Genomic DNA, 20335 nt, shown 5'->3' on the forward strand with positions numbered 1-20335 from the left:
ACTTACCGTGTCGAAGTAACCCGATAAACAGCACTTACCTCTTATTTAACAAGCACCTTAGCTTTCTGTTTTAATAAAGAAAATACTTGTTCCCATACCGACAAACAAACCACCACTTATGCGATGAAACCACTTAATGCTCTTTACATTTGATAGAAAGCCTTTTGCTCGCTGTGCTATATATCCATAAGTTGACAGCGATAAAAAAGAAAACGTCATAAAGATAAGTGTCATCAGCACGAACTGCGTAATAATTGGATTAGACGTATCTAAAAACTGTGGAAACAGCGCAGCAAAGAAAAGTATAGGTTTAGGGTTGGTCGCTGCAACAAATAGCCCCTCTTTAAAATAAGGGAGCAAGGTACGATGTCTATCAGCACTTTTTGAGTTCTTGTTTGGTGATGCCCTCTTACTTGAAAAGAGCTGGCGCATACCCAAATAAATCAGATAAGAAGCACCTATAATTTTCACTACGCTAAACAAGGTTGAAGATGCCAACAGCACAGCACTTAAGCCACTAATCGATAGCGTTGATAAGAACATTAAGCCGATAATGTTACCCAGAGCAGAAACCATCACCACCTTAGGCCCATTCATTGCACCATTGTAGATCGCCAATAAAATGGCAGGACCAGGGCTAATCACATAAAAAAATGAAACTAAGACATAAATTAACAAAGTATCGATATTCATAAATCCCTCGAAAGAAAGCTATCAGCGCATACAATCGGCGATGTTGAGCATCCGTAAACTATCACCCCAGCAGGTTTATTTATGATCACTTTGAGAAGTACCCGGAATCTATAACTTTTTGGGTTTCACAATCCCCTGGGACTATTGTTGCCCAGCCTTCTGTAATACCACACCTGAATTTAGTGAGCTCTTTATTCTCAGGGGAGTGATAAAAGGTTTCTGCTGCCTCAAAGCTTTCAAACTCCAATATAACCATATGAGTAAGCATTTCCCCCTCAAGCGCTTTAGTAGGACTACCGACTATTACTTTGGCGCCATACTTCTCATTTATAGGTAACGACAATTGCGTGAGCTCATCAATTTTACTGCGATCTGTGATCTTGTAATGATGTATAACATATCCAGCCATATTAACCTCCGCTGTGAGTTGTGTAGCTAATATAGAAATTTTCAAATGTGCTCATTATCTATACTGCACGATTAATTTCTTATGATCAGACAAGAACAAACTTACCAACAAAGCCAGTGTTAGTGCCATAGTCATTAAAAAATATCACAATAGATGACTCTGTTGTCTATAATCACGAGTCGTTTAATACCTCAAGATTCAAGTAAACAACTGATGGCTTAGGGTTTTCAAAAGCAACACAGCCAACGCCAATACTTCCCTCTTTGTACATAAAGTACTCTTCGCCCCGATCAAAATCAGACAAGACCCAGTCTTTATTACAAAAAGAAGGATGCTTGGGATTGTTATCCATGTTTAAACCAAACTCTTTCGCTACACCTTGGTTTGATAATTTTATTATCGTAGCTATCGCCTCAGCGTCATCTTTTGTCGTTGCCACTATGCTCATGTGCTTCCCTTCACTCATTGATTAATAAGAGCTGCTAGTTATTAGGTCATACTTATTAGCTAGCCACTCTTGTCTAACAATACATAAACATTCATATCATAGCGTTTGCCTTTTGAGTAGACCGCGGGCCTATCAGCATCTTGTATGCCCAAACAATTAGCAAGAATCAACGTACCGCAACCTAAACCCTTACTGTTATACTGCGCCCTACTTTCCTTATGACGACCTACCTGAGCCTCTATGCCATTTTTAAACCTTGGATTGTGTAAACCTATTGTACAAGCGATTGAAGAACTAGGTTATACAGCCCCTACTCCTATCCAGAAACAAGCCATTCCCATCATTCTTTCTGGTAAAGATCTCATCGCTACGGCTCAAACTGGGACAGGCAAAACCGCTGCGTTTGTTTTGCCGATATTAGAGGCATTTAACAAAGAGCGCACATTACGGGGTAAACGCATACGCGCGCTTATTCTTACCCCTACACGCGAGCTAGCGGTTCAGGTTGCAGCCAATGTTGAACAGTACAGTAAGCATCTAAATCTTAGCTCTTTGGCTGTTTATGGCGGTGTTGATTCTGAGGTACAAAAACAGCGTTTAATCGAGGGCATTGATATTTTAGTAGCTACACCGGGCAGGTTACTTGATTTGTCTCACCAGCGTGCCCTGCACTTTGATGAGCTTGAAGTGCTGGTATTAGATGAAGCCGACAGAATGGTAGACATGGGCTTTGTTGATGATATCTATAAGATCATTGAACGCCTACCCAAAGCCCGCCAAAACCTGTTGTTTTCGGCCACAATGACTGACGATGTTCGCTCCATTGCCTATGATTTTTCTGATAGCAAAATGAGCAACCCTGCTGTTGAAATATCAACATCACCCAAAGCCTCAACAACACCCAATATAAACCAGTGGTTGATCACGGTAGATAAAGATACAAAGTCCGCATTGCTGAGTCATTTAATTAATGATCAACAGTGGGATCAGGCGCTCATTTTTATCGAGAAAAAACACGGAGCGGCCAAGCTAGTTGCACAGCTGGCAAAACGCGGTATCGAAGCCGATGCCATTCATGGTGATAAAAGCCAAGCCATGCGTGAAAAGATTTTGGCCGACTTTAAGTCTGGCAAACTAAAGTACTTAGTCGCTACAGGCGTTGCCGCCCGCGGTTTAGATATTGGTGAGCTTAGTCGCGTTGTTAATTACGACTTACCTTTTAAACCAGAAGAATACATCCACCGCATTGGCCGAACTGGTCGTGCTGGCTCAACGGGCGAAGCGGTATCGTTTGTTGCTATGGGCGATTTTAAAAACCTATGCGCCATTGAGAGCCGTTTGGACCATATAATTGAGCGAAAAGAAATCGAAGGTTTTCCGGTTAGAAAAGTGGTTCCCATTTCAATTTTGAATTATGTGCGCAAAAGCAAAGCACCTAACTAATTAGCGAACGATGAAAGATTGTAATCAATGCGGTAAATGCTGCATCAAGTATGGCGATGGTGATATAGCAACCAATAAAGCAGAAATTGAGCAATGGGAGTTATTTAACCCAGACATTTTCGCGTTCGTTAAAAACAACGAAATATGGTTTGATCCTGAATCCGGGGAGCAGCTTACAAGATGCCCATTTCTCGAACTGGTTCCAAAAACCGGCCCGCTATCACCCGACAAATACACCTGCAGCATTTACTTAAATCGACCGGAAGACTGTCGTCATTATCCAAGCCTAATCGACGAAATGGTGCGGGATGAATGTGAAATGATTGAAGCGATTGATCTCAAAAACCCTAAAAGAGCCCAAAACAAACTAGATTTCTTGATGAAAGATAGCCGGTATTAAAGCTTCCCATAAGCTAAATTAGCAACGTCAATACCCGGTCATTTCCAGATAGCCTTCGCCGCGCGGTACGCCACTTGAGGCATCGCTCACGCTGACCGCTCCTTCCCAGTAGGGCACCGAGGTATTCATCCATCGGTTCGCATGGCGAGCCGTTATTTCTAGATCAAGGCTCTGTTCCGGCAGCGTCAGACGCCAACGCACCGGTATGCGATGCCCTGCAGCATCAGCGCTCGCCAGCGGCACAAGTGTTAGTGTCGAGCCATCCAGCGGCATCACCTCGCCATCGGGTTTGATCCAGCTGCCGGAAAGGTAGTCGTCGTGGTTTTTGCCCCCGCCGCGCAGGCGAAACGCCATTAATCTAGCGCCGCTGTCTAGGTGCAGCGAAAACCAGTCCCAGCCGATTTGGCTAGCACTCAGTAGCTGACTGCTCCATTCCCGGTCCAACCAGGCCTGACCCCTGACCGCTACTCGCTCTCCATCTAGCATGACCTCGCCACTGACCCGATAAAAGGGCTGGCTGTAATACATAGAGCCCTGTCCATCTGCCGATTTCTGGCTGAAACCGTGGATACCATGGCGCACCAGCGGGCCTTCGGCTTTGAGTTCGAGGCGATAGCCAAAGGTTCCGTTTTCATCCTCGGCTTGAGCGGTCAAGCGAAGATGATCTAGAGTGTCACCCGCAGAATTATTAGTAAGGCTTTCAAGCCTCCAGTCATCCAGCCAGGCGATAAAGGGCTGGGCCGTGACTCCGGCTTGATGGGCAACACTAGGGAGCGGCTCGCTAGCTCCTCGAGCAAAACGTTCGGCAACACGATGCCTGTCGCCGTGGGACAGTGCCATGTGTGCCATCCACAGTTGATTCGTGGCCCAAGGCTCTAGTTTGGGCTTAGCTCCACGTTCGACGTCAGGCACTTGGGGCTGCTGAGCCTGGCGGAACAGCGTCCACTGTATTCCCATGGGCTCACGGTTCTCGTTTTCTAGGTTGGCAGTGAGATACCACCATTCGATACGAAAATCTGGGTGCGGACCGTGATCCTCAGGAAAACTAATAGAGGTAGTGGAGCTGGCATGGGTATAGCCTTTGCTTGACGTACCCAGGCCGGCAAAGCCAGCTCTGTCACCGCCACTAACATCAGTAAGACTATCTGCACTATTGCCAGACTCAGACTTAGATTCAGAAGCCGGGCCGCAGGCGACGAGCAACAGCAGGCACAGCACAGATAAGCCACGCCTCAGTGGGTTCAAGTTCCATTGTTTGCACATCAGGTTTCCTCCTCAGCCAGCAGTGACCGGGGTGGTGTGCGCCACAACTTGAGCATCGGTAGGCCCGCCGCCAGCAGAGCAACCAACACGGCAGTGAGCAAAGTCAAGCTGATCTCACCGGGAAAAATGTGCAGCGGCAACCGCCAACCAAAAGCCGCCACATTGATGCCCCACACTAGGCAGGCGGTAATAGCGATACCCAAGGGAATGGCCAGTAGGCCCGTGATCAGTGCGGCTCCGGCCAGCTGAGCTAGCTGAATACTAAGTAACCGACGCAGTGGCACACCAATCGCCCACAGTGCTGCCAGCCGTCGGCGCCGTTCTTGGGCCTGAGCCAGCAGCGCCGCTAACAAGGCCAACGCCGCCACTCCGAGAGTCAGACCATTCAACGCTCTGGTGATGGCAAAGGTACGCTCGAAGATAGCAGTAGCCGTGGTCTTAACCTCGCGCTGATCTCGCAAGCTGTGTGGTGTCAGGTTGAAGCGCTCGATCAGCTGCTGGCGTAACAGACCAGCATCCTCGCCAGGCTGCATTACGACGCCGATGGAGCCCGGCGACACCCTAAACAGCCGCCTTACTTGGTGCGTGGCCATCACCACTTCGCCGCGTGGGTTGCCGTAATCAGGGTAGATGCCTACTACCGTTACCGATTCACCACCACCGGGCGTGGCTAAACTTAACCGGTCGCCCAATACGATACCTTCGCCCCGGGCCAACTGCTCATTAACAAAGGCGTTGCCGTACTTAAGCGCTTGCCAGGCGGCGTCTCGATCGCCAAGGGTAGCGAGCAGCGGCCAGTCAGCCATTAGCGTTTGCCCCGGCGTGATGCCAAATATCAATAGCGGCAAGCCTGGGCGGCGGGAGGCGGCACTGCCTGTGGCAATCTCGAGCAGCTGCGAATCGGCGTCGGCGCTGATTAGGCGCTCGTGAACCACATCGCGCTGGACAAGCCAAGCATCGATAGCGGCGAACTGCGCCGCCGGCGGTTTGAGGTAAAGATCCGCCATCAGCCGCTGGTCGAGCCAGTCGAGGAAGGTTAGACGAAAACCGCCGACCATACTGCTGACGCCGAGGTTGGCCGAAAGCGCAATCAGCAGTGCCATCATGGCCAGCGATAGCCGAGGCAGCTGCAGTTGCAAGTCGGCTAATGCCCATTGAGTGAGTGGCCAACTGCGAGCCAAATATGTTAAACGTGATAGCCCGCTGAGTGACACGGATAGTACCAAGGCCAGTAGCGGTGGTAGCCACAAGGCAGCGGCTAATATAATGGCTGCGACCAACCCAAAACCCACGACTAACCCAAAGCCTGAGTCCAATGCATCGCCGCTAGTCCGAGTGCTAAGCCATAGCAGCGCTAAAGCTGATAGCGCAGCCACGCCACCGAGCCATGTTTGTGCCAGCAGTTGGCGTTGAAAACCGGCTCTCCACACTTGAGCCTGACCTAGCCCTAGTAAACTGATGCGACTTGCCCGCCACAACACGCCGCTACCAGCGATAAACAGGCCACCCAACGTCACTCCGATACCGCCCAACCAGAAATGCCAAGGTAAGCTAAGCTGAGTACTAACGTCTGCTCCGTAAAGGCTCTGAAGAGTGGCGGCAACGTCTGGCAATAGCGTTTTGGCAAGCCACAACCCACTGATCAATCCTACCAGCGCACCCAACAACCCCAGCAAAACAAGCTCTAGAGCCAGCAAGGCAACCAAAGTGCGGCCCGACACGCCAAGGGCACGTAGTGTACGCAATAGCCCTAGGCGCTGCTCCAGCGCCAGCCCCAGCGCCGCCTGAACAATAAATAGTCCGACAATCAGGGCGAGCAACGCCATGGCCGTCAGGTTGAGATGAAAGCTTTGAGTCAGCTCACCGGGGCTACTCCGCGTATCGGCGCGTACCAGCGTGAATCCGCTGGGAGCTGCAGGCAGTGTATCTGCGGCGCTGACCAGCGCGGTGATCGAGTCGTCGGCACGCAGTAGCTTTGCGGCAATGGCGATATCCATCACCAGAGTATTTGGTGGCAGTTCGGGCACATCGATCATTGGCGGAAAAGGTGTGCCACTGCGCAGTGTCGGGTTGGTACCCAACTGGGAGCGGGTATCCGGTGCTAGGCGGGTCTGCCAGGGCGGCATGATAAAGCCCTGTAGCCCACCAAGCGCTTGGCCGCGGGCCAGCGTACTGTCACCGGGTAAGGTGAGCGGGTCGATACCGATGAGAGTGAGTGTCTCACCACGGTCAGTAATAAGCTCACCCTCAAGCAGTGGCGACACCAGTACGCCTGCCCGACGCAGCTGGACAAAGTCGTCTCGGGTCAGTGTCTGGCCGTCCTCACGTTCAAGGCGATCAAAGCCGTTGCCTAGCAGCGCCTCCGCCCGTGCATAGTTATCGCGTGCCGAGGCATTGATGGCCTGCACACTGCTCCATAGCGCCCCCGCAATCCAAAGCCCCAACAGCAACATGGCCAGCTGGCCAGGATGCCGGCGATAGTGCGAGAAAAGCGTCACCAGCACCACACCGATCAAACGCATGGCAAGTGGCTCTCCCCGGATTCGGCCAGCAGCTGACCATGGCGCAGGATCAACCGACGATCCAGCGGGGCGGCTACTTTGGGGCTATGCGTCACCATCAGCAGGCTGCTACCACTCTCGGCAACCAGCTCCAGTAGCAACTCGAGCACCGTCTCAGCGGTAGTTTCGTCAAGATTGCCAGTTGGCTCATCGGCCAGCAGCAACGCCGGGCGAGACGCCAACGCGCGACCAATGGCTAAACGCTGTTGCTGACCGCCAGATAGCTGCTCGGGATAGTGATTCTCTCGCCCCGCCAAGCCCAGTCGCTCCAGCAGCTTGGCCGACCAGACCGAGTCTTCACACCCCGCCAGTCTGGCCTGCAGTCGCAAATTGTCGGCCACGTTAAGGCTCGCAACCAGATGAAACTGCTGAAACACTAGGCCGAGAGTTTCGCGCCTGACGTGCGCCCGACCGGACTCATCTAGACTGGCCAGCGACTGACTGTGGATGCACACCTCGCCACGATCGGGTAGATCGAGCCCCGCGGCCAAGTGCAACAACGTCGACTTGCCGCTGCCTGATTCGCCCATCAGCGCCACGCTTTCGCCGGCGTCAAGGTGCAGGTCCACGCCTGACAACACGCTTAGCGGCCCTTGGGGGGTCGTGTAAGTCTTGTGGACATGGCGAAACTCGAGCATAGCGGACTCCGTGTTCTTAAAGCCACGATAGTGGCATAAATTCCCGACCTGCCACTAGGACATTGTTTTATTCGCCAATATCTTCATTCCATAGCTCGGGATTTTTTTGAATAAACGACTCCATAATCTGGCGACATTCGTGGTCATCATGAATAACTAATTCAACACCCCTAGACTTGAGGTATTCTTCAGGCCCACAAAATGTTTGGTTTTCACCAACAACCACCTTTTTCACGCCATAAAGAAGTATTGCTCCACTGCACATATCGCAAGGAGATAATGTTGAGTATAACGTTGCTCGGCGATAATCTGATGCCGTTAGTCTTCCTGCATTTTCTAAACAGTCCATTTCAGCATGTAGTACTGAGCTGCCTTTTTGTATGCGCTGGTTATGCCCTCGTCCAACAATGCGCCCATCAATAACGAGTACAGAACCAATGGGAATCCCTCCGTTGCTTAAACCTTTTTTTGCTTCATCAATGGCGGCTTGTAAAAACTTATCCATAATTCCCCTTATCGACTAAGCTGTTAACTATATAATGTTTTTCTTATTTCATTATAGGCTGCTTTGAACGCACAGATTGGATAGGGATTTATTATGCAGGTAGTCGAAAATGCCGATTCTAAAGTTGTTTTAATTGCAGATGACACTCAAACCATACGCGCTATTGTGCGCGCCAGCCTCAAGGCGATCGGCTTTAAAGAGTTTCATGAAGTGACAAACGGCGTCGAAGCAAAGCAGATACTGGAGGCAAAATCGATTGATTTGGTCATCTGTGATTGGGAGATGCCAGAAATGAACGGCCTAGAGGTACTCAAAGAGATGCGAGGCATGCAAAGGCATAAAGAAACACCCTTTGTGATGCTGACCGGTAATGCTAACGCGGATCTCGTCAACCAAAGTATTCAATTAGGCATATCAGGCTTTGTAGTGAAACCTTTTCAGCCGCAAGCATTGTGTGAAAAAATTTCCAATATTTTCGCCGCCAAAGCACCTACAAAAGAGAGCCAAGAAAAACCAGCGCCCGAGCATCAATCCCACTTAAACCCGCGCTGATTATATCGCTTTCATCATAATAAGTGAGTTATTTTCTACCTTCTTGTTGAGCCATGCATTGAAAGTCACACTATATGGCCGAAGCTTAAAAAGGCCAAACCCTCGAATAAGGTTTTCTAGTAAACTACCGAGCTTTTAGTCTTAAAACTAAGCCGGAGCTCATCATTTTGCACACACTGTCCCAACTTAAGTCTGGCGATCTATCTGGTATTCGGCACTTAGCATTATCAGAAAATCTAACCTCATTTCCTTTGGAAATTTTATCACTAGCTGATAGCTTAGAAATTCTGGATTTATCCAACAACCAACTAACTTCGTTGCCAAAAGAACTCACACAGCTGAAAAATCTCAAAATATTTTTTGCCTCAAACAACCATTTTGAGACAGTACCGGAAGTACTTGGCCAATGTATCAACTTAGAAATGGTTGGTTTTAAATCAAATAAAATTAATCATGTCCCCGAAAATTCACTACCAGAAAAATTACGCTGGCTCATTTTAACTGACAACCAGATTAGTACTCTGCCTGACTCTTTAGGTAAACGACCCAGACTGCAAAAATTAGCATTAGCGGGTAATCGCTTAACGCACCTACCTCAAACTTTAGCGCAATCAACAAACCTTGAACTAGTGCGTATTTCAGCCAACCAACTGGTTGAATGTCCTGATCAATTACTCAGCTTACCTAAACTTTCTTGGTTTGCGTTTTCTGGCAATCCATTTAGCCAATCCGATATAAACATTCAGTCAGTTCCAGAGATGCCATCCTCCAGCTACACATTACAACAGGTACTAGGGCAAGGAGCCTCTGGTGTTATCTCAAAGGCGCATTGGAACCAACATCAAGCCCTGTTTCCTGATGATATTGCCGTTAAAGTATTTAAGGGTGAAGTCACTAGCGATGGTTATCCAAAAGACGAATTACAAGCGTGTTTGAAAGTAGGCCACCACCCAAATCTAGTAAAGTCGTTAGCTCAAGTAAATGAAGATGGATATTTAGCGTTAATCATGAGCTTGATACCTCCTCACTATACTAATTTAGGCCTGCCACCCTGCTTTAAAAGCTGTACGCGAGACACTTTTGCACTGGGTTTTACTCTATCAATTGAGCACATTGAAAAAGTCGTTATTCAGATGGAAGATGTGTTTACTCATTTACATGCAAACCAAGTATGTCATGGCGACTTATACGCGCATAACGCCCTATTTGATGAGGAAGCCAATCTCATTGTTGGCGACTTTGGTGCAGCAACGATGTATCACATGCTTAATGAAAAGCAGCAAGAAAAAATAAAACAAATTGAACACCGGGCACTGCATCATTTTATTGACGACTTATTAAGCATTTGCAAAGAGGAGGACAAATCCAGCAAAGCGTTTATACGTCTCAAACAAAAAGTCACGTCTTCTTAAATAAGAAAGGGCCAAATAAAAATGAGGGCAGATGAAACCGCCAAAGACATCACCCTCTTTTTATGCGTACTACTTTCATCACCTCAAAGTTCATACCTGCGACAGTTTCCTGTTCTGGGTAATAGGTAATATTCACTCTGGCACCTTTTAAGCTTTGGTAATTACCTTTGCGCTTAAATTTAAAAGGCACGTCACAACCCTCTACCATTAAGCTATGCAAAATCCAGTCGCCTTGCTCTCGTTGCACATGAGAGGTGACCTTCATTAGTTCGGAGTGGGTAAGGTTTTTATTTTTTTCTACTAGTTTTTTAGGGTCTGATTGCATGTTAAATATTATATGGTTTTTCCATGATTAATTTAACCAATCGTCATCAAAAAATAGAGAATACGTTGTTCTAGATAAAAGCGCGGTTTGAATGGAGAACCGCCATCAATAAAGCCCACATGACCGCCATGTGGGTGCAGTTCATAAGTCACCTCTGTGGAGCACTGATTAGCTGAGGGGATCACATCAGCATTCATAAACGGATCATCGGCGGCATGTATGACTAGCGTTGGCCGGTCAATTTTCGCCAAATAGCTAAACCCACTGGCTTTAGCGTAATAATCATCTACACCCTCAAAACCATGCAATGGTGCAGTAACCTGATGATCGAATTGATAAAATGTTTTCAGCGTACCGACTTGCTCTGGTGTTATTGATGCTTCATTAACAATAGTGCGATCATTAAATTTATTGGTAAGTTTCGCTCGAAGATGCTTAATCAAATACCATTGGTAAAGAGTCGAAAAGCCCTTTTCAAGCCGCTTGGCACAGGCTGATAACTGCAAAGGAGCCGAGACAACAACGGCGCGCTCAATAGCGCTATTATCTTGCAACTCCCCAAGATATTTAGCCAACACATTACCCCCCAAGCTATAACCGACAGCGCACAACTTTGCTTGCGGGAAATGCTGTTGGAGATACTGCAAGGTATGGCTAATGTCTTGCGTATCTCCACTGTGGTAACTGCGAGCCAAGCGGTTAGCTTCGCCAGAACAACCACGATGATGATGAACAACCGCGCATAAGCCCAACCGATGGCAGTCTTGCAGTAAGCGGCGTACATAATGGGAATCAGAACTACCTTCCAGTCCATGCAAAATAATAATGATGCTGCTGGCGTTATGGGGATCGCCCAACCAATCAAGATCGATAAAATCACTATCGCTTAACTCCAAGCGTTGGCGCGATAGCACTGGAGAATCAACCCTGGTAAACACAGGTAAAATCGTCTGCACATGTGGATTTTTTGCCCACCAAGGGGGTAAAAAAGATCGGCTCATTTCTTATTCGCGAACTGCTTAGTTTTGGAATGAGTTAAAGACAACACAGCTTTGAGAATTAACAGAAATGGAAATAGACCATGAAGAAACAGATCAAAGAAATCTATACCACGAGATAACTCCCCATTGATGAGCATGTGCACTTTTTCAAACAGGTGTGGCTGAGGCAAAAAAGGAGCAAGACCCAATGTTAACGATCCAAGAATCAGCACAATCCACGGCAACCTTCTAATCAAGCTTGTCATCGCTGCTTTTCCTTTTTGTGAGAGTAGCAAATCCCATTTATCAAAACGCTTTCACCTGCACAATTAAGCGGTGAAAAGACACAGAGCAAACCCGCGTTTACGTTATTCCCACATGACATTAGATTTTGCCTTCGCTGCGGCAGTAAAAAGATCAATCAGCGGCAGCGCTCGCGTGGCCATACTCACCTCAGCCTCCTCCTCATCGTTATCCATAGCAGGTAATGGCATTGTACCCGCTTCAATCGCGGCGGTTAACTTACTCAACGCAACAGGCACATCTGCCGCCAGAATCGCACCGGGCACGGAGCCGCTGTGGTCCATCATTTTAAGCATAGCAAGCGCTACATCACCAAACATCGTAATACTGCCATAAGCATCAGTTGTAAAAGTCACCAGCATGAAATACTCCTCGAATAAATTAACGAGTCTCGGGATAAATAGGGGCAAAGTATATTTTTAAAGCCTCCCTTTATACCTTCTTTTAACCACCAGCTACAGAGTGTAGCCAGTTTCTCGGCCCTCACCAAATGAAGGCAAACTACTTTGTAGCTGACACCAGTTAGCTTTGTAATTAGTATATATTTGAGCGTCGACTTTTACCGGAATATCGTCATCAAACGTGGCTATCGCCAATTCAATTTCTTCAAGCGAAGCGCCTTTCACACGAAACCCCAAACTAGTACCACAGTCATTACAAAAAGTGCGAACAGTACCGTTTGGAGCGTTGTAATGTTTAAGTAATGCCTTACCCGACAACCAATTTAGGCTACTAACGCCAACTAGCGTAGCAAAAGAAGCGCCATGAAATTTACGACACATAGTACAATGACAATTTGCAGCTTGGTCGCTAAAGCTATTAACACTAAAAGTAACGCCACCACACAGGCAAGAACCTTTATATTTTTCGCTCATCACTATTTTGCTCCATTTTTCAGCTCTCATATCAAGGGTGACATCATCCATTTCCGTGTGAACCTACCTCTAACGTCAAATATATTACTCGCTCAAAAATCACTCAGCGTATCCAATACTGTAAAATGCAAGACCTCTCCCTTAGAGTTCCAGAAGGCGGCTTTGTTACTAGGCGTTAATAGTTAATTACTATTTTGAAAACAATTGAATGACATTATATAAATGCCCTTTCGCCTCAACCTGATTATAAATAGAATTCGATGGAAGATTATTTTTTAGATAGCGATGAGCTTTTGATAAATTATGATAGGGTATTTGAGGCATCAAATGATGGAGCGCATGATAACGAAGACCTGTATTATAAAGAAGCTCAATTAACAAACCACCTTTTGAGTAATTAAAACTGTCTAAAAATTCCTTATCAAACAAATTTTCATTTTCAATTGCTTTTCTCTGCTCGTGTTTATGCTCACCTAACACACGAAAATTATTAACGAGCATCACACCAAAAACAACAAATAAATATGTGACGATATAACTCACAGGAACAATACCAAGCACTAACAAAGTAATTACCACCACCCAAAATATAAAACTAAGAGCATCATTTTTCCGCAATAGATAGGTATCTTCTGCACTAAAATCAGCAATATAATGTGGCTCAGCAATGGATGAAAAACGATTCTCAATTAACATTCTTAATTTAGAACTGAATAAGCTAAGTGGATTTAAAAGTAACAACCTAACTGGCAAAAGCAAGACCGATGCTACTGCCTGCCCTATTACAAAACCAATTACTTTCAATGGATTACCACGAAAATGAGGATACTGAGGATCTTTCTCCGTTCCAAATGTCTTTGACGAATGATGTTTCAAGTGACATGAATAAAAAGGAGAAGAGAGCATAAAAGGCACCCCGATAAGAAAATTCCAGGCAAATCGAAATTTTTTCATGAAGTTTGCATTTTTCCCCTTCGACTGATGAGAAATTTCATGGATAAATCCCAGTGCACGTAAAAAAGAAAAAACTGAAACCATATACAGAAGAATGGTCATTAAACCTGTACTGACTGACAAGTTTAACAATTGAAATGAGGTAAATCCTATTATTACTGACAACAAAAAGTCAATCCAATACACCCAAGGTTTAACTTCCATAAACTGCTTTAGAGAAGAGCTAATTTCTTTCCTGCTTAATGGTATATAATTATCGTTTTTAATAATAACTTGATCTGAACTCATAATACCCCTCCCTAAAAAAATCATAGATATACTTCATACTACAAGGCAGCTTTAAATAGAGTTTATAAGTGTTTCTGCTTTCTCTATAATTTTCTGCAATGATTCCTACACCTAGAATCATAGTATAAAAAATCCTTTAATTTTTCATCATCAGAACAATTTATTGCAACGTGATGAATAGACTTGAGAAATGGGGCTAAATCGGGAAAAGGCACACTTTTCCTAGGTCTACTCTTTATAGCTTCTTTTAGCCGCCAATAACCCACCGCCAACGTGACTGGTGGAAAAGTGAACGGGACTGCGCCTGACGCATTGTAATTAGCATATATTTGAGCGTCGATTTTGACCGGAATATCGTCATCAAACGTAGCTATTGCCAATTCAATGCCCTCAAGTAAAGCGCCTTTCACGCGAAACCCCAAGCTAGCACCACAGTCATTAAAAAAGTTCGAACCGTACCGTTTAAAGCAGTGTAATGTTTAAGTAATGCCTTTCCCGACAACCAATTTAGACCTAACGATTACAATAAGGAGCGAGGAGTCGTGTAACGGCGGAGCGTCCCCGTGAGTGAAGCGAACGAATTAATGTGCTTGTTATGAAAATAATCTCAGGGACACACATTAATAACTTTCTCATGAAGCAAGCAACTCATTGCCTATCCTCAAAATAGCTTCGAGTAATCCATCAACTTGTGCTGGCAGGTGGCGGGCGCCCACGTAACAGGGTCTGATGACGAGTTGTCCATTGACTTTAGTGGTGCTTGGCATAAATAGATTTTCTCGAATGAGTCGCCGGTGAAGTTGTTGGTTAAATGAGTTTAGATCCGTAATTCTTTCATCAAAATATCTAAAACAACAAATCGAAAGCGTTGGTTCAAGCAACACTTCAAGATTCGGGTGTTGTTTTGCAAAAACGCTAATGGCTTTTGCCATATCATTATGACGAATGACCCTTGCTCGCATACCTTCAACACCTATTTCTCTTAGCATTGCCCACACCGCGACGCCTCGGCAAGGCGCGCTTAATTCAACGCCATAGTCAAAGTAAGGAATTCCAAAATCATCAAGAGAGTGTTCTATTTTAGCTGACAAGCTGTCTTTTTGAATATCTCCTCGAGCGTAATTTGCCTGATCGATTACTGCCTGAGTGGAAGAGCCTTCTAAGTAATCGGCGGGTTCCTGAGTAAATGCTCGCAATAAATACTCTCGATCACGTACAAAAGTGGCTGCCACACCCACCGAAGTGCCTAGCCATTTATGCGGATCAATAATGACAGAATCAGCATACTGAAGTCCCTCATATAAAGGTTTGACTCGCTCGTCTAGAATTCCTGGTAGGCCATAAGCGCCATCCACATGGAACCAAATCCCTTTTTGTTTGGCTATTTCCCCAATCTCTAGCAATGGGTCGATTGCGCCGGTATTGGTCGTACCTGCGTTAGCCACAATAGCCATCGGCAGTATTCCAACTTGTTGATCTTTTTCAATTGCGGCTAACAAGGCATCGATTTTCATTCTCCCCTGGGAGTCGCATTCGATCAGTTTTATTGCTCTCCTACCGATGCCCAATACGCCACCCGAACGTTGAATAGTGTGATGGCACTCCATGCTGGCATAAATGCTGACAGGTCTATCTATTCCATTTGCTGCGGGATCAATACCTATTTTTTCAAATGCGTATTGCCGAGCGCCGCCTAATGCAATGAGATTAGCTACCGAGCCGCCGCTGCTATAAACCCCTTTCATGTGGCCAATACTAAACATTTCAGTCAGCCAGTTTAATGACAACTCTTCCAAAAAATTAAAAGCGGTGTCGAGATATCTTTGTGGAGACGCAATACTCGAAGCCGTAGTCGCAAGCACCGCCGCCGTAGTGGCCCCCGTGGTTATAAACGGATTACCAACTGGAGATCCATTTGCAATAACATCTATGGCTAATTCTCGGGTCACCTGCTTTATACCAACTCCTTTCTGAGGTAGCGGAATATCCAGTTTTTTTAGCCATTTCTGTTTGGATTGAAACGCATCAGGATGTTCAAATTTTTGAAATTGATCAAGGCTGGCTCCGATACTTGATAGGAGTGTTTTAAGATTTCCTGTTTCGGCAGAATCTTTATTCATGATTGTTGATTTCCTGTGACCGTCATTACATTTTTACAATCATATCTGCGGTCTGACTTTAGACATAATGACTCCCACGAGGTGCTGACCTCCATTTTAGTGGGTTAGCTGTAAGCCAGAGCCATACTGTATCTGTTACCAATACTCGCTGGAGCGTCAGCATGATTAACAGTAGCATAATTTTTATTGGCTTAGACACTCACAAAGAATTTGTTGAGGTCGCCTATGTTGAAGATGATCGCAACGCTAAGGTCACTCACTTAGGCCGGGTTCCTAGCAGCAAACTTCCTATTAAAAAAATGGTACGCCAATTTCAATCTAAATACCCCAACGCCACGCTTCATTTTGTTTATGAAGCCGGTCCCTGCGGTTACTGGGTCTATCGATTGCTCACGAGTCTCGGCCATCCTTGTTATGTGGTAGCTCCTTCTCTTATTCCGAAGAAACCGGGAGAGCGAATTAAAACCGATAAGCGTGATGCGATGAAACTCGCTCAGCTGTTACGTTCCGGGGATCTTGATCCTATTTATGTGCCCGAACCAGAAGATGAAGCGATACGTGATTTATCCCGAGCACGAGAAACCGCGATGAAGGATCTTAAAGACGCTAAGTATCAACTTAAAGCCTTATTACTGCGTAACAATATTAAACCAACGGTCACGGATAACTGGTCGCAAAAACATCTGCGTTGGTTAACCGAGCTCATTCTGCCTTATCCTAGCCAACAGATCGTTTTACAAGAGTACATACAAACCATTACTGAGCGCGTTAAACGGCTCGAACGTTTAGATAATGAATTAATTCATCATGTAAAAAACTAGCGCTATTACCCCGTTGTTAAAGCGGTACAAACGATGCGAGGGGTTCGGTTATTAGTGGCGGTTGGGGTCATTGCCGAACTGGGAGACCTCACCCGGTTTGATCATCCCCGCAAACTCATGAGTTATCTAGGGTTAGTCCCTAGCGAACATTCCAGTGGCGGGCATAAGCGACAAGGCAGTATTACTAAATGCGGGAATGGGCGAGCCCGACGCTTATTGATCGAAGGCGCTCATAGTTACCGCTATAGCGCGAACATCTCGACTGAACTGCAAAAGCGGCAAGAGTCATTGAGTAAAGAGATCGTTGATATTGGTTGGCAAGCACAGTTACGTTTATGTAGACGCTACCAGCGATTGATGAAACGGGGTAAACACTACAATGTCGTAGTCACGGCCATTGCTAGAGAGATGATTGCGTATATCTGGGCTATTGCCAGAGAAGTAGTGCTCTCGCCGGTTGATCCCAGTAAACGTTTATCACGGGTCCCTGCATAATGATCAGTTTTGAGTTAGTGCATTGGATCGGGCCACGGCAGTGGCATAAGCTCCGACGGCGTTAGGCAGGCAACTACGTAAGTAGTTGATCCTCGAACATAGACTGTAGATCGGTGCCACGACGGAATAAGTAAGGTAGGCGCTGCTCATTGAAGAATGAGTAACCCACGAATACCAGCATGAAAACCGACGACATTACCGGCCTCATTCGATGTGTTAACTCATCCTATTTTGAGAAAAAAGCTTTAAAGAAAAAGCAGGTATGAGTGCGGGTGAACTTGACAGTGGGAGTCATACCAACGCCACAATAAGCGGAAAATTATAGTTGGCTAAAATGTTTGAGGCACGAAAAACAGCCAACTGTAAATTTTCCGTTTAATTGCCTTGTTAGATTACTCTGCCTCTTCTGTTTCCACTGATAGTCCATCGGTGTGTTTCCTTCTTAGCCACCCAATCAGCTTAACTAAATCAGGGAAGTTATTTTCATCTGGCAATGGATCGAGATTATACATTTGACACATAATTACCCAAGAGCCATTATCGAATGGAGTTCCAAGTGCGAGTGCGAGCCTTTCTTCTGCTTCCCAACCATCTTTAATTCCATTGAATACAGTTAAGAAGTCAATTTTATTGATCGTCTCAATTCTTGACTCTCGATCCGGGTGGATTACTGCATTACGAATATTTGTATAGAAAGCCTTGTACCCACTAAACTCTGCATCAATGCCCAAATATTCAAACGCTTTCTCCCATTTATCAGAAAAATTGCGTTCCTTTTTTAATTCTGGATTAACAGACTGATAGTAGTGGATTGAACTTTCCATTCCGGCCTGAAAAAGTGCTATAGACTTAACTAAATGCTTCCGAATCACCTTTCTTTTCTGGATTATCTGGTTTGACATAAAGAAGCATTTATTTATATCCAATTTATGTTTATCAAACGAAACCTTAGAGAGTTCACAGGCTTTATGTAGCTCCTCAAATGCGGAATGCATTAGCATATGAGAAACATCACTTCCATTTGTTATATCCACATTAAGCTCCCTTGGAATCTAACGCCTTAATCAGCTGCCGACGCAGGAGGTCAGCTGGATTTTTTTGTTATGCCTATTTGTAACCTTATGGCGAATATAAACCATGAAAAAAGATAGTAATCAACCCTTACCAAGGAAACCATTCTTCTCCTATAGGAGGAAGGTTAAAATCAAGAATGAATGCGTTGTAAATCAAGATAGCAAGAGTGTATAGAGTCAAGCATCCAGATAATAACCAAGACACCCTATATATACCCTTAACCGCCGTTGAACCTCGTCCTTTCGCATAATCTATATATGGACTTAAGAACTCCCCTACTAAAAATAACAGCCAAACAATCAATCCATTAAAAGCAGAGGCAATTTGCCATTTAGGCAACATTAAAGGTGCGATAAAGACATCAACAAATGGAACCCGAGACAACTCACCCATAAAACTGGTCAACTCTATCCAAAAAGGGAACATTACAATTTTTGTAAACACTACAATAATAGCCAAGATAGCAATTATTCTTTGTATTTTGTAAAACACATATTTACTTTGAACTTGTAGTCTTTTAGCTACATCGCCTCCAGTACCAATATGAACAAGCCAAAGCAAAGGTAAATATATTATGGATGCCCCCTTCATTGATATCCGATAAACAATTGCAGGTAGTAATAGCCCTACGCATGTGACTACTATTATAAATCCACCAAAAAGCCACGCAAATATTGAAGAGGCCCTATGCGTCCTGAAATCAGATCCATAATATATATATTTACTAATAGTAATTATTGACTGGTAAGGGGCTATTACAAAAAAAGCAAGCGGGTTGGTTTCCATTGCTTTTGACACTAAAGTTCCGGGCATCGTTTCTGGCGGGTAAAAGACATCAATGCAGCCTACCAATTTCCACCAATTTTGGGGAATTGATTGAATCATATCTAACGGGTTAGAGAAAAGTTCTTTAATAACAATCTTTATACGGGTAAATATTATATATATTGGGAAAGTTGCACAAAACACTAAAAACACCATTAAACTATATACTAGAGAATGCGTGGTTTTCTCAAGAAAGTAAGGAGATAGGCGCTTAAAGTGTATGTCTATTAGTTTATTGAAGTTTTTAGTAGTAGCGGATGTTCGCAAAAGTATAAAAGGGGTTACACAAGCAGCAGCTATTAAATGAAAAGTAATCCCTTCTAGAGCTAACCACACATATATTAGTATGGCTAAAAGTGTTTCGACTCCAGCCAATACACTAAACTCTAACTTATCTGCTCTTTCTAGAGTCGAACGCCAACGCCACAACCGTAAAGAGCTGTCATCTAATTCTCTACTATTAATAATATTATCTTTGCTACTCATTCTTAAGCAATTTCTATAATAATTTACTCAACATAAATAATGACCCTAAAGGCATAACAGCCCGTTTAAGAGGCCGTTGGCCTCATAACAGTTATTAGTGGGCCGGCACGAAAAAATGAACTATTTAAAAAGAGAGAGTTAACATTATGATTTGAAGACATTTTTAGTTTCCTTGTCATGAAGCACAAATCCATTAGTGTTGCCATTGGCCTCATAACATATGCAAAAAGGGCAAATATTACTACACTGTATATAAACATGGGGTATCCCCTTAGCTCCATGTCTGCCAAAATTCCAATATGGATCATCACAACAACATGCCTGTTGCAGGCACCGATTACCCGACAACTTTAAGCCAATTTCTTGATTGGTTCCATTCTGAAGAAGCTTGTCGTGCCTATCTTGAAAAACTAAAGTGGCCTGATGGTATCATCTGTCCTAAATGCAATGCCGTGAGTAACGCTA

At 45.0% G+C, this 20335-nt stretch carries 22 protein-coding genes and 1 pseudogene; 6 read left to right on the forward strand and 17 right to left on the reverse strand.

Annotated features, from left to right (window positions below; all coding sequences use genetic code 11):
• Positions 1–57: 57 nt before the first annotated feature.
• The 3 genes from G511_RS0105370 to G511_RS21900 all read right to left on the reverse strand — a co-directional run bounded on the left by G511_RS0105370 (position 58) and on the right by G511_RS21900 (position 1550).
• A complete protein-coding gene (locus tag G511_RS0105370) occupies positions 58–693 on the reverse strand; it encodes a LysE family translocator (protein ID WP_028468723.1) in 636 nt (211 codons plus the stop codon).
• A gap of 85 nt (positions 694–778) precedes the next feature.
• Entirely contained in the window at positions 779–1102 is a 324-nt protein-coding gene (locus G511_RS0105375) for a DUF1330 domain-containing protein (RefSeq protein ID WP_028468724.1), read from the reverse strand.
• Positions 1103–1274: 172 nt separating this feature from the next.
• A complete protein-coding gene (locus tag G511_RS21900) occupies positions 1275–1550 on the reverse strand; it encodes a hypothetical protein (protein ID WP_211224869.1) in 276 nt (91 codons plus the stop codon).
• Between the two features lie 240 nt (positions 1551–1790).
• Between G511_RS21900 and G511_RS0105385 the strand changes: the two genes are divergently transcribed.
• Together G511_RS0105385 and G511_RS0105390 are read left to right on the forward strand one after the other, a co-directional pair.
• Positions 1791–2993 carry a DEAD/DEAH box helicase gene (locus tag G511_RS0105385; protein ID WP_028468725.1) on the forward strand — a complete coding sequence of 401 codons (1203 nt, stop codon included), beginning with the start codon at positions 1791–1793 and terminating at the stop codon, positions 2991–2993.
• Between the two features lie 10 nt (positions 2994–3003).
• Entirely contained in the window at positions 3004–3393 is a 390-nt protein-coding gene (locus G511_RS0105390; RefSeq protein WP_028468726.1) for a YkgJ family cysteine cluster protein, read from the forward strand.
• A gap of 27 nt (positions 3394–3420) precedes the next feature.
• Here G511_RS0105390 and G511_RS0105395 read toward each other — a convergent pair whose 3' ends face one another.
• The 4 genes from G511_RS0105395 to G511_RS0105410 all read right to left on the reverse strand — a co-directional run bounded on the left by G511_RS0105395 (position 3421) and on the right by G511_RS0105410 (position 8360).
• Positions 3421–4656, reverse strand: coding sequence for a lipocalin-like domain-containing protein (locus tag G511_RS0105395; protein ID WP_036551319.1), 1236 nt, complete (start codon positions 4654–4656; stop codon positions 3421–3423).
• On the reverse strand, positions 4656–7178 hold the full coding sequence (locus G511_RS0105400; protein ID WP_028468728.1) for an ABC transporter permease: 2523 nt from the start codon (positions 7176–7178) through the stop codon (positions 4656–4658). The genes G511_RS0105395 and G511_RS0105400 overlap by 1 nt, the downstream gene beginning before the upstream one ends.
• Positions 7169–7855, reverse strand: a complete 687-nt coding sequence (locus G511_RS0105405; RefSeq protein WP_028468729.1) for an ABC transporter ATP-binding protein — start codon at positions 7853–7855, stop codon at positions 7169–7171. The genes G511_RS0105400 and G511_RS0105405 overlap by 10 nt, the downstream gene beginning before the upstream one ends.
• A gap of 67 nt (positions 7856–7922) precedes the next feature.
• Entirely contained in the window at positions 7923–8360 is a 438-nt protein-coding gene (locus G511_RS0105410; RefSeq protein WP_028468730.1) for a nucleoside deaminase, read from the reverse strand.
• Between the two features lie 93 nt (positions 8361–8453).
• Here G511_RS0105410 and G511_RS21905 point away from each other — a divergent pair, with 93 nt between their 5' ends.
• Entirely contained in the window at positions 8454–8912 is a 459-nt protein-coding gene (locus G511_RS21905) for a response regulator (protein WP_051221599.1), read from the forward strand.
• Positions 8913–9079: 167 nt separating this feature from the next.
• Positions 9080–10324: a leucine-rich repeat-containing protein kinase family protein gene (locus G511_RS0105420; RefSeq protein ID WP_028468731.1), complete on the forward strand. Its 1245-nt coding sequence runs from the start codon at positions 9080–9082 to the stop codon at positions 10322–10324.
• A gap of 49 nt (positions 10325–10373) precedes the next feature.
• Here G511_RS0105420 and G511_RS0105425 read toward each other — a convergent pair whose 3' ends face one another.
• The 7 genes from G511_RS0105425 to G511_RS0105460 all read right to left on the reverse strand — a co-directional run bounded on the left by G511_RS0105425 (position 10374) and on the right by G511_RS0105460 (position 16169).
• A complete protein-coding gene (locus G511_RS0105425) occupies positions 10374–10649 on the reverse strand; it encodes a hypothetical protein (RefSeq protein ID WP_028468732.1) in 276 nt (91 codons plus the stop codon).
• Between the two features lie 32 nt (positions 10650–10681).
• On the reverse strand, positions 10682–11650 hold the full coding sequence (locus G511_RS0105430) for a hydrolase (RefSeq protein WP_028468733.1): 969 nt from the start codon (positions 11648–11650) through the stop codon (positions 10682–10684).
• Positions 11647–11895 carry a hypothetical protein gene (locus G511_RS0105435; protein WP_028468734.1) on the reverse strand — a complete coding sequence of 83 codons (249 nt, stop codon included), beginning with the start codon at positions 11893–11895 and terminating at the stop codon, positions 11647–11649. Before G511_RS0105435 ends, G511_RS0105430 begins: the two co-directional genes overlap by 4 nt.
• 102 nt (positions 11896–11997) lie before the next feature.
• On the reverse strand, positions 11998–12294 hold the full coding sequence (locus tag G511_RS0105440) for a DUF1840 domain-containing protein (protein ID WP_028468735.1): 297 nt from the start codon (positions 12292–12294) through the stop codon (positions 11998–12000).
• Between the two features lie 93 nt (positions 12295–12387).
• Positions 12388–12858: a GFA family protein gene (locus G511_RS0105445; protein ID WP_245573818.1), complete on the reverse strand. Its 471-nt coding sequence runs from the start codon at positions 12856–12858 to the stop codon at positions 12388–12390.
• A 138-nt stretch (positions 12859–12996) separates the two neighbouring features.
• Positions 12997–14049: a fatty acid desaturase family protein gene (locus G511_RS0105450; RefSeq protein ID WP_028468737.1), complete on the reverse strand. Its 1053-nt coding sequence runs from the start codon at positions 14047–14049 to the stop codon at positions 12997–12999.
• 632 nt (positions 14050–14681) lie between these two features.
• Positions 14682–16169, reverse strand: coding sequence for a pyridoxal phosphate-dependent decarboxylase family protein (locus tag G511_RS0105460; RefSeq protein WP_028468739.1), 1488 nt, complete (start codon positions 16167–16169; stop codon positions 14682–14684).
• 161 nt (positions 16170–16330) lie between these two features.
• Between G511_RS0105460 and G511_RS21910 the strand changes: the two are divergent.
• Positions 16331–17485 (forward strand): annotated as a pseudogene (locus G511_RS21910) (IS110 family RNA-guided transposase).
• A 73-nt stretch (positions 17486–17558) separates the two neighbouring features.
• Here the strand turns inward: G511_RS21910 and G511_RS24805 are convergent.
• The 3 genes from G511_RS24805 to G511_RS0105475 all read right to left on the reverse strand — a co-directional run bounded on the left by G511_RS24805 (position 17559) and on the right by G511_RS0105475 (position 19870).
• Entirely contained in the window at positions 17559–17681 is a 123-nt protein-coding gene (locus tag G511_RS24805) for a hypothetical protein (RefSeq protein ID WP_281170401.1), read from the reverse strand.
• Positions 17682–17877: 196 nt separating this feature from the next.
• A complete protein-coding gene (locus G511_RS0105470; protein ID WP_028468740.1) occupies positions 17878–18519 on the reverse strand; it encodes a hypothetical protein in 642 nt (213 codons plus the stop codon).
• A 127-nt stretch (positions 18520–18646) separates the two neighbouring features.
• Entirely contained in the window at positions 18647–19870 is a 1224-nt protein-coding gene (locus G511_RS0105475) for a hypothetical protein (protein WP_028468741.1), read from the reverse strand.
• 299 nt (positions 19871–20169) lie between these two features.
• On the opposite strand from G511_RS0105475, the gene G511_RS24165 reads away from it, so the two are divergent.
• Positions 20170–20335 (forward strand): transposase (locus tag G511_RS24165; RefSeq protein ID WP_169565719.1); only part of this gene is annotated, 166 nt, incomplete at its 3' end.

The sequence above is a fragment of the Neptunomonas japonica DSM 18939 genome (assembly GCF_000422765.1).
GTDB classification, from domain to species: domain Bacteria; phylum Pseudomonadota; class Gammaproteobacteria; order Pseudomonadales; family Balneatricaceae; genus Neptunomonas; species Neptunomonas japonica.